This window comes from Streptomyces yerevanensis (genome assembly GCF_000716805.1).
GTDB classification, from domain to species: domain Bacteria; phylum Actinomycetota; class Actinomycetes; order Streptomycetales; family Streptomycetaceae; genus Streptomyces; species Streptomyces flaveus.
This window is the reverse complement of sequence record NZ_JNWJ01000131.1, coordinates 1-8,387: the sequence shown is the minus strand read 5'-3', so window position 1 is coordinate 8,387 and position 8,387 is coordinate 1. Positions and strand designations below refer to the sequence as shown.

Genomic DNA, 8,387 nt, shown 5'->3' with positions numbered 1-8,387 from the left:
CACGCCGCCAGCATGCGGAAGCACAGACGCAGAACGGGGTGTCCAGGGATGAGACAGGTGCAAGCCATACTGCGCCCCAGGCGTCACACCATGCAGCGCATGGGCCACATCCACTCCACCTGCCCCAATGAGCCGACCAACCCGCACCGAGAAATGCAGGAGAAAACGCGCATCAATGGTGAAAACGCCCTCTGAGCTTGTTCTTTAAGGTCCGGCCGACCTTGAAGGTTGGCCGTATTGAAGCTCGTCTCCAGGGGGCTCGTCCGGCACCATGATCGTGTGACGAACAACGAGGAAGCCCGCGTACCGTCCATCAGCACAGGGCTTGTTGTAGGCATGCTGATCGGCATTCCAGTTGGGCTCGTGCTCGGACTGGCTGTTTTCGACAGCATGGCGATGGGCCTGGTGCTCGGCGGTGGTGCAGGCGGAGTCCTTGGTGTCACTTTCCGCGCGTCGCGGCGCTCGCAGCGCCAGTCCCCGTGAGGACGCCGCATGGCTGCTCAGCTTGATCTGTAGCTTCCGGCGTCGAACGGCATCTCGAACTGGGTCGCTCACCTGGGTATTCTCCGGACGCTGAGGCGGCCTTCGCCTGATCATGTGCTCCGACCAAGGTGCACTAATCAGAACGAAGGCCGTGAGGGTGAGTCTGCTGCCTGAAGCTGTTCCGGGAGAAGCGTTCGCGGAAGCGTCACGCTTCCGGGCCGAGTTGTACGAGTGTCTGACCGACCGGGGCGATGAGCTGTTCGAGCTCGCGGATGCGGTGTTGTGTGCGCCGGGTGCCGTGCACTCGGTGGTGGAGCTGACACTGCTGCCCGAGCACCGCCGTGGGCACGGCGCGATGTACGACGGTCTCAATCAGGGCCGGATCGACACCGGCCGGCTGCGCTCGCTGCTGGCCGGGGTTCCGCTGCCCCGGTTTCCGGACGGGCGGCTGGTCCTGGCCGTGGACGTCTCTCCGTGGCTGCGTTCGGACGCGCCCTGCTCTCCCGAGCGGCTGTTCTGCCACGTCTACGGCCGGGCGAAGACAGCCTCACAGTTCATCCCCGGCTGGCCGTACTCCTTCGTCGCGGTGCTGGAGATGGGCGCCACCTCCTGGACGCAGATCCTGGACGCGGTCCGCCTCGGCCCGGCCGACGACGCCACCGCGGTCACCGCCGCCCAGCTCCGCGATGTCGTCGAACGGCTCATCGCCGCAGGCCAGTGGCAGCCCGGCGAGCCGGACATTGTCATCGTCACGGACGCCGGATACGACGTCACTCGCCTGGCCTGGGTCCTGCAAGACCTGCCCGTCGAGATGGTCGGGCGGGTCCGCGGTGACCGCGTGATGCGGTTACCGAAGCCGGCCCGTGTCTACGACCCCAAGGGCGGCCGGCCACCGAAGCACGGTCCGGAGTTCCGCTTCGCCAGGCCGGAGACCTGGCCCGAACCAGCGGTCACCACGCGCACCGCCACGGCGAACTACGGCAAGGCCGTCAGCCAGGCATGGGACCGAGTGCATCCGCGGCTGACTCACCGGGCCGCTTGGCTGGACCACGAAGGCGAACTCCCACTGGTCGAAGGCACGTTGGTCCGCCTGGAGGTTGAACACCTGTCGAAGGGCAGGGCGGCTCCGGCGGTGTGGTTGTGGTCCTCCAAGACCGGTGCCACCGACGCGGACGTCGATCGGGCCTGGCAGGCATTTCTCCGCCGGTTTGACCTGGAGCACACGTTCCGCCTGTTCAAGCAGACCCTCGGCTGGACGAAGCCCCGGCTGCGAGAACCGGAAGCCGCCGACCGGTGGACCTGGCTGATCATCGCCGCTTACACCCAGCTCCGGCTCGCCCGCCTACTGACCCGGGATCTACGGCACCCGTGGGAGAAGCCGGCCGCACCAAACCGGCTCACCCCCGCCCGGGTCCGCCGGACCTTTCGGAACCTCCGCCAGCACATGCCCTGCCCCGCCAGAGCGCCGAAACCCCACCGGCCCGGCCCAGGACGGCCACCCGGCACGAGGAACAGACGCCGGGCACCCCGCTACGACGTGGGCAAGACCGTCCGTCGCGAGAAGACCCTTATCGCCCTGCAGCGGTTGAAAGGTTAAAGAACAAGCTAAGAACCTGTTTCTGATCCTCAAAAGGGCAGGTCGAGGCCCTCGTTTCGGCCCAGACCGAAAGAAGTCGCCCCTGCCACCGAGTCGAGCGCATCGCGCGGCGGGCGGACGACTTCGCTGTGCGCGGCGGATTCAGCGGCCCCACGTTCGCGGACGAGTTGATCGCCCTGATCACTCCGAAGCCTGCGCCCAAGGGCCCCCGGCGGGCGATCACTCACCTCGGCATCATCGAGGTTCCGGCCGACGCTTACGAGTACCTCGCGTAAGCCCGGCGGGCTCGCCCGGGGCCGGAAGACAAATTGTCTTCCGGCCCCTTTGCTGTTTACCAGCCCCACACCGTAGGGCTCATGCGCCGACCTGGCCGGCCGGCTCGATCCGCGATCCGGCGGAGTCAAGCCGGCGTCCTACCCTGGTGCTGCGTCGGGATCGCGGGTCAGGCCCGGATCCAGAGCGAGCTGGTCCGGTCGTTCATCCAATCGCCGACATAAGGCACGTTGGGCCCGTCGCCCGCCCCGTCGTACCAGTACTGCGAGTCGCCGTCCCGGTTGTAGCCGTCGTAGATGGTCACCTCACGGCAGTTGCTGTACGTGTAGAAGCCGGAGATCTCGTTGTCCCAGATGAAGTTCGGCCGCAGGCGGTAGCCTGACGAGTCGCAAGGCCCCTCCTCCGCCGACACGATGATGCGCGTGACGTCCCCCGGGCTGTTGTACGCGTTCCAGAACCACTCCATGAGCAGCACGTCGGGCGCGGCCGCCGCCGTGAAGGCCGACGAGGCCGGGTCGTCGCTGCACGTCTTCGACTTCACCGGCGAGAAGCCCCCGTCGACCGACTTGCCGACCTCGACAACGCAGAACTTCCCGTCCTCCTGCGCACCGGCCGCCGTGGCGGCGCCGGTCGAGGCACCTGTGATGAGCAGGACCGAGGCGATCATCGCCAGCGGCCGGCGTGCCCGGGCGGCACCCTTGCGAGCATTCATGGCATTCGCTACGCCCACTACTCTCTTCTTCTTGATCACCGAGCCTCATTTCTCCCACCAGAGCGGGACCGTTGGGCCGCATCGAGGACGCCGTTCGCTTGCCCCTGCGGTGTCCGGGCGGTGGCGCTACCAGATGCGTCGACCAGTTGACCCGGGCCACCAAGACGGCCCTGTTGGACGTGCTATCCGCTCCAGGTGTAGCGGCCCAGGCGTTGTTCGCCTTCGGGGGCTGTGCCCGAACAAACAATCTCTGAAAAATGCGGTGATCTGCACTGGTGGTGACGGAAGTTCAGGAAGCACGTTTCGACCTGCGGTTTAGTGTCCGACCTAAGGGCTTGCAGATCATTAACACGTCGTCTTGATCTTGTTGTGGGGCTCGCCGGTTTGGGCGAGGACGCGAGCCTGGAGGGCCGCGAGGACCACGGGTGGCGTCGTCGCGGGTGGGATGACGATGCCGTGCGCCTCGAGCAGTTTCCTGTTCTTCAGAAGGGTGCGGTGCATCGCGGTCCGGCTGCTGCCGAACAGTACGGCGAGGGGTTCCGCGGCCAGGGCGACCCGCAGATGAAGCACGGTGGCCAGGACCTGTTCGGGGAAGGCGAGCCGGGGCGGACGGCCGCGCCGGGTATCGCCATCGAGGGCCAAAGTCCCTGTGAGGTCGTCCAGTTGTTGCCGGGACATGCCGGTCAGGGCGGGATCGGACAGCAGGGTGTGGTCCCACTGCGGGGCCGGCGCCTGCGGAGATGGGGCCGCCGGGACGGCGGGGCAGGGCTGCGGGTGCAGGGCGTAGTTCCAGTCGCCATGGAATGCGTGTCGGGTCAGCGGCAGTGCCGCCATCTCCGCGTCACCGATACGGACTCCGGTGGGGTAGGTGTTGGTGTCGAGTGCGGCGCTCACGCGCAGTCCGGTGCGGGTGGTGGTCGCGGCGATGGACTGGACGATGACTTCGTGGCTGGTCAGCGGGCGGCCGCGCCAGTTCATGATGATGTGCGAGAACAGCCGGTGCTCGATCTTGTTCCACTTCGAAGTGCCGGGCGGCAGGTGACATACGGTGATGGTCAGCCCGGTTTCGGCGGCGAGCTGGGCCAGTTCGAGTTTCCAGGCACGGGTGCGGTAGCCGTTGGAGCTTCCCGTGTCGGCGGTGATCAGCAGCCGTGCCGCCTGCGGGTAGGCAGCCTGGCCCTGGCCGTGCCACCAGCGGCGGATCGACTCGACCGCGAACGCGGCGGTGTCGTGATCGGTGCCGACGTTGACCCAGCCGGTGTCCGCCGCCAGATCGTAGATCCCGTAGGGGACGGCCTTACCCAGCTGCGGGTCGGCGAAGTCATGCACGTTCACCGGTACCGGCTCACCCGTCGGCCGCCACTGGCGGCCGCTGTTCTTGAACTCGCCGACGAGTTCCTTCTTCTTGGTGTCCACGCTGATCACCGGCTGGCCGGTGTCCCGGTGCTCGCGGGCCTGCTCGTTGAGATGGCGGAACTGGGCATCCTGGTCCGGGTGTTGGCTGCCCTCGATGGTCTTGGCGTTGGCCTGCAGGCTGAACCCTTCCTCCCGCAGCAGGTCGGCGACGGTGTCGGCGCTGACGCGGTGCCCGGGCCCGGGTCAGCTCCCGTGCAAGCGTGCGGGTGGACTTCACCGTCCACCGCAGCGGCGACATCGGGTCGCCCCGCACATCCGGCTCGACCAGCGCCAACAGTGCCGGCCGAAGCCCCGGATTCAGATCCGTGACCCGTTTGCGGCAGGCGGGAGAGCAGTACGTTGCCGAGGCAGGACGTTCGACCCCGACCGTCCAGGCCGTCCCGCACTCCGGGCAGTTGGACATCACGCTGGCCTTCACCGCCTCGGTCCTCGCCCGCGCCCGCCGCATCCGCCGCCAGTGCCGCGACCGGCAGGCGGTCGAACAGAACACCGCCGTCGCCTTCGCCGACGGCATCAGCGGACCCCCGCACCCGCGGCACAACCGCGGCCCGGAGTCCTCGTTCGCGATCACAACCAGCCTCAGCCAGGGAACGCCGTCCCTGCTCATGCAGTCACCGTACGACCGGCAGGCAACGACGCCTGCCGCGTCTGGACCGTCCAACAAGCCGAAACGGCTCGTCAGATATACTGACGAGCCGTCACGAAGGTTCAGACTGATACCAGAGATACAGGAACCTGCCCATAGATCGTTCGCGCTCTGACGGTTCTGCTTCCCGTCGCTCGATGTGATGGATCGGCGCTCACTGCCTTCCTCATACGCCGCGTGCGTCCGTACATTCGGGACTGGTCAGTGGCACTGTGGAAGGTCCTCGTTGATCACCTGGGCTGTCGGCTCGAGCCGACAGCCCGGCACGCCGCATTTCGTCGGTGAGCCCTTCTACGCCCGGGCCCAGGAGCGCGGCGCACCCCTGGGCTGAAGAAGCACAACGCTTCTCAGGGCGACGTACTGTCCAGCACGGCCCTGGCGTTGGCCATCCCCTTGTGCAGTGCCTTCTTGATCGCCTGGAGCGGGTGCATGTGGGCGCGGAACGCCTCCTTCTCGTACGCCGCCTGCACCGCCTGCTGCACACCGAGGTAGTTGACGTCGAGTTGGCAGCGCACGCTGGCAACTGCGACCCTGCGTTCCAGCGTTCCCACCGTCTTGGTGGCCCACCGCCGGTCGGTGGCGGCCTGCCCTGGGGTGTCGAAGGCAAGATGGTGGCGGTCCTTCATACAGGCGCTCCAGCGCCGGGCTGCCTGGACGACTTGATCATCGCGCAGTGCCCGTTCGTACGCCTGGTATTGCAGGGACAACGTGAAGTTGTTCGTCGCACCGAAGTCGCCGAGCCGCTGTCCCTTGGGGCCCACAGGCCAGGTGATCCCGGCGGCCAGCCGGGCGTCCGCGGTGGCGCGGCAGCCGCCGGCCGGTACTGGCTTGCCGCGGTAGCTGGCGACCCGGCCGGTGAGCACCGCCACCGTCGCGGAGCTGGGCTGCGACCGCGGTGGGGCCATGGTCTTCGTCCGGCTGGCGGGGAGCTGTGGGTAGCGGGTGTAGTGGAAGCCGTGCTTCTGCGCCAGGCGCTCGTCGAGCAGCTGGCCCCGGCGCCAGCGGGCCTGCTGGAAGCCGGAGAGCGGGACTTCCCCGGTCGCGGCCAGACCGAAGCGGCGCAGGCAGTCGTTCGCGAGCCGCATCTGGGCGCGGCCCAGCGCGGCCTCCTGCTTCGCGTCCGGTAGATAGGCGTCGAGCGGCAGACGAGCAATCGTCCCGGCAACCGGCGTGGGGGTGCCGGCCACCGGCGGTATCGCTGGAGCTGACGCGCCCCCCGTGGTGCATCCCGTAACGCAGCCGAGGACAGCCAGGGAAAGCAGTGCGCGTGGGCGCCACCGGAGCGCCCACACCCACCGCATACCACCGAGCATGATCACGAGACTCCGATAGTCCAGTCGGCGGTCTCGGTGCAGTACCGTAGGTTGGCACCGGTGCTGTCGCCCAGGCAGGTCGCCACCCAGACGTACCGGTTCTCGCCGATGTTGTGGTTGTCGCCGTCGCAATCCCCGGTGGTCTCCTCCCGGACGCTCTCTATGAACGAGCCCATAAGGTAGTAGAGATGACCCCAGACGTAGTAGCCGTCGGTGTGCAGGTCGCACGCCTGAATGGTGTCTCCGTCGGCGATGAAGCGGGCCTTACCACCAGCTGGGCTGGGATCTGTCGTGTAGGCATACCGGCTGTCCTCTCCGGCGGCCGCGGTCGGCGCCATGGCGAGAGTGCCGCCCAGCACCAGGGCGGCGGACGCGCCGACAAGCGCGGCACCCCGATCCGGGGCTGGGGCCGGTGCAGCGGTTTGCGTTCGAGTTGCGCAAGCTGCGTCAGGAAGCGGGCGGCATCACCTACCGGCAGATGGCCCGGCAGGTGCAGGTCTCGGTCACCACCCTGTCGAGAGCGGCCGCAGGAGAACAACTGCCCTCCCTGCCGGTGGTCTTGGCCTATGTGCGGGCGTGCGGCGGCGAGGAGCAGGCGTGGCAGCGGCGCTGGCGCGAGGCGGTCACGGAGCAGGCCCGGGCGGCCGACCTGGTGGCGGACGAGACTGCCGCGTCCCCCTACCGTGGCCTGGCCCGGTTCGACGTGGGCGATGCGGAGCTCTTCTTCGGCCGGGACGAGGTGACCGATGCGCTGGCCCGCACGGTGGCGGAGCACCGGGTGGTCGCGGTCTTCGGGCCGTCCGGCAGCGGCAAGTCATCCCTGCTGCGGGCGGGGCTGATTCCCCGCCTGCGCAGCCTGGAGGGACCGCACCGGCCGGCGGCGGTGCGGATCCTCACCCCGGGCGAGCATCCGCTGCGCACCCACGACACCGTGTGCGTACCGGCCCCGGGCGAGCAGGACACCTGGCTGGTCGTGGACCAGTTCGAGGAGGTCTTCACCCTCTGCCGCGACACCGGCGAGCGGGCCGGCTTCCTGGCCCGCCTGCTGGCCGCCGCCGAGCCCGCAAGCCGGCTGCGCGTCGTCCTCGGCGTACGCGCCGACTTCTACGCCCACTGCCTGACCCATCCCGAACTGGCCGCAGCCATACGGGAGTCCACCGTGCCGGTGGGGCCCCTGGGTGCCGACGCGCTGCGCGCGGTGATCGTCAAACCGGCCCAGGCGCACGGGCTGATCGTGGAACGCGCCCTGACCGTTCGCCTCGTCGACGAGGTCGCCGACGCGCCTGGCGGGCTGCCGCTGCTCTCGCACGTGCTGCTGGAGACCTGGCGCCGCCGCCGTGGCAAGACCATGACCCTGGCCGGCTACGAGGCCGCCGGGGGCCTGGACGGGGCGGTCGCCAAGACCGCCGAGGACCTGTACGACACATTCACTGAAGGCCAGGCGGCCGCGGCCCGCCGGGTGCTGCTGCGCCTGGTCGCCCCCGGTGACGGTACCCCCGACACCCGCCGACCCGCCGAAAGGGGAGAACTGCAAGACGCCGGCCAGCAGGAGACCGGCCAGGTGTTGGAAGCCCTCGCCCGGGCACGCCTGCTCACCCTGGACGACACCAGCGTCGAGATCGCCCACGAGGCTCTGCTGAGCGCGTGGCCGCGGCTGCGCGGGTGGATCGAAGAAGACCGTGACCGCCTGCGCGCCCACCGGAAACTGACCGAGGCGGCACGCGCCTGGGAGGAACTGGGCCACGATGCGGGCGCCCTGTACCGGGGCAGCAGGCTTGTCACCGCCCAGGAACACTTCGGCGACGCGCCTCCCGGAGACCTGACCCGCCTGGAGCACGCCTTCCTCACCGCCAGCCTCGCCGCACGCGACCAGGAACAACGCACTGCGGCCCGTACCACCCGACGCCTGCGCCGGTTGAGAACCGGCCTGTCCCTCATGATGGTGCT

The 8,387-nt window shown here is 68.7% G+C and carries 8 protein-coding genes and 1 pseudogene; 5 read left to right on the top strand and 4 right to left on the bottom strand.

Going from position 1 to position 8,387, the window contains the following annotated elements; genetic code table 11:
• Positions 1-279 precede the first annotated feature (279 nt).
• The 3 genes from OP79_RS55800 (at position 280) to OP79_RS55795 (ending at position 2,355) form a co-directional block, all read left to right on the top strand.
• Positions 280-483 (top strand): hypothetical protein, encoded by a 204-nt coding sequence (locus OP79_RS55800; RefSeq protein ID WP_157857532.1) that lies wholly within the window; start codon positions 280-282, stop codon positions 481-483.
• A gap of 112 nt (positions 484-595) precedes the next feature.
• Positions 596-2,080, top strand: a complete 1,485-nt coding sequence (locus OP79_RS47960; protein WP_033329537.1) for an NF041680 family putative transposase — start codon at positions 596-598, stop codon at positions 2,078-2,080.
• 128 nt (positions 2,081-2,208) lie between these two features.
• Positions 2,209-2,355 (top strand): hypothetical protein, encoded by a 147-nt coding sequence (locus OP79_RS55795; protein ID WP_157857531.1) that lies wholly within the window; start codon positions 2,209-2,211, stop codon positions 2,353-2,355.
• A gap of 167 nt (positions 2,356-2,522) precedes the next feature.
• On the opposite strand, the gene OP79_RS47955 is transcribed toward OP79_RS55795, so the two are convergent.
• Both OP79_RS47955 and OP79_RS47950 read right to left on the bottom strand, forming a co-directional pair.
• A complete protein-coding gene (locus OP79_RS47955) occupies positions 2,523-3,065 on the bottom strand; it encodes a hypothetical protein (RefSeq protein WP_157857530.1) in 543 nt (180 codons plus the stop codon).
• Positions 3,066-3,410: 345 nt separating this feature from the next.
• Positions 3,411-4,800 (bottom strand): annotated as a pseudogene (locus tag OP79_RS47950) (ISAzo13 family transposase); the annotation flags it as partial.
• Here OP79_RS47950 and OP79_RS56325 point away from each other — a divergent pair.
• Positions 4,787-5,242 (top strand): hypothetical protein, encoded by a 456-nt coding sequence (locus OP79_RS56325; protein ID WP_169786272.1) that lies wholly within the window; start codon positions 4,787-4,789, stop codon positions 5,240-5,242. The pseudogene OP79_RS47950 and the gene OP79_RS56325 sit on opposite strands and share 14 nt — an antisense overlap.
• A 232-nt stretch (positions 5,243-5,474) precedes the next feature.
• Here OP79_RS56325 and OP79_RS47940 read toward each other — a convergent pair whose 3' ends face one another.
• Both OP79_RS47940 and OP79_RS47935 read right to left on the bottom strand, forming a co-directional pair.
• The gene (locus OP79_RS47940; RefSeq protein WP_033329534.1) at positions 5,475-6,314 is read right to left on the bottom strand and encodes a hypothetical protein; all 840 of its coding nucleotides are present in this window, start codon (positions 6,312-6,314) and stop codon (positions 5,475-5,477) included.
• 128 nt (positions 6,315-6,442) lie between these two features.
• Positions 6,443-6,778 carry a hypothetical protein gene (locus OP79_RS47935; protein WP_157857529.1) on the bottom strand — a complete coding sequence of 112 codons (336 nt, stop codon included), beginning with the start codon at positions 6,776-6,778 and terminating at the stop codon, positions 6,443-6,445.
• 74 nt (positions 6,779-6,852) lie between these two features.
• Here OP79_RS47935 and OP79_RS47930 point away from each other — a divergent pair.
• On the top strand, positions 6,853-8,387 hold a 1,535-nt coding region (locus OP79_RS47930; protein WP_033329532.1), incomplete at its 3' end, for a helix-turn-helix domain-containing protein.

Coding starts and splice junctions, on each gene's coding strand:
- OP79_RS47960 (WP_033329537.1), top strand. CDS start 596: ATGTGCTCCGACCAAGGTGCACTAATCAGAACGAAGGCCGTGAGGGTG.
- OP79_RS47955 (WP_157857530.1), bottom strand. CDS start 3,065: ATGAATGCTCGCAAGGGTGCCGCCCGGGCACGCCGGCCGCTGGCGATG.
- OP79_RS47935 (WP_157857529.1), bottom strand. CDS start 6,778: ATGGCGCCGACCGCGGCCGCCGGAGAGGACAGCCGGTATGCCTACACG.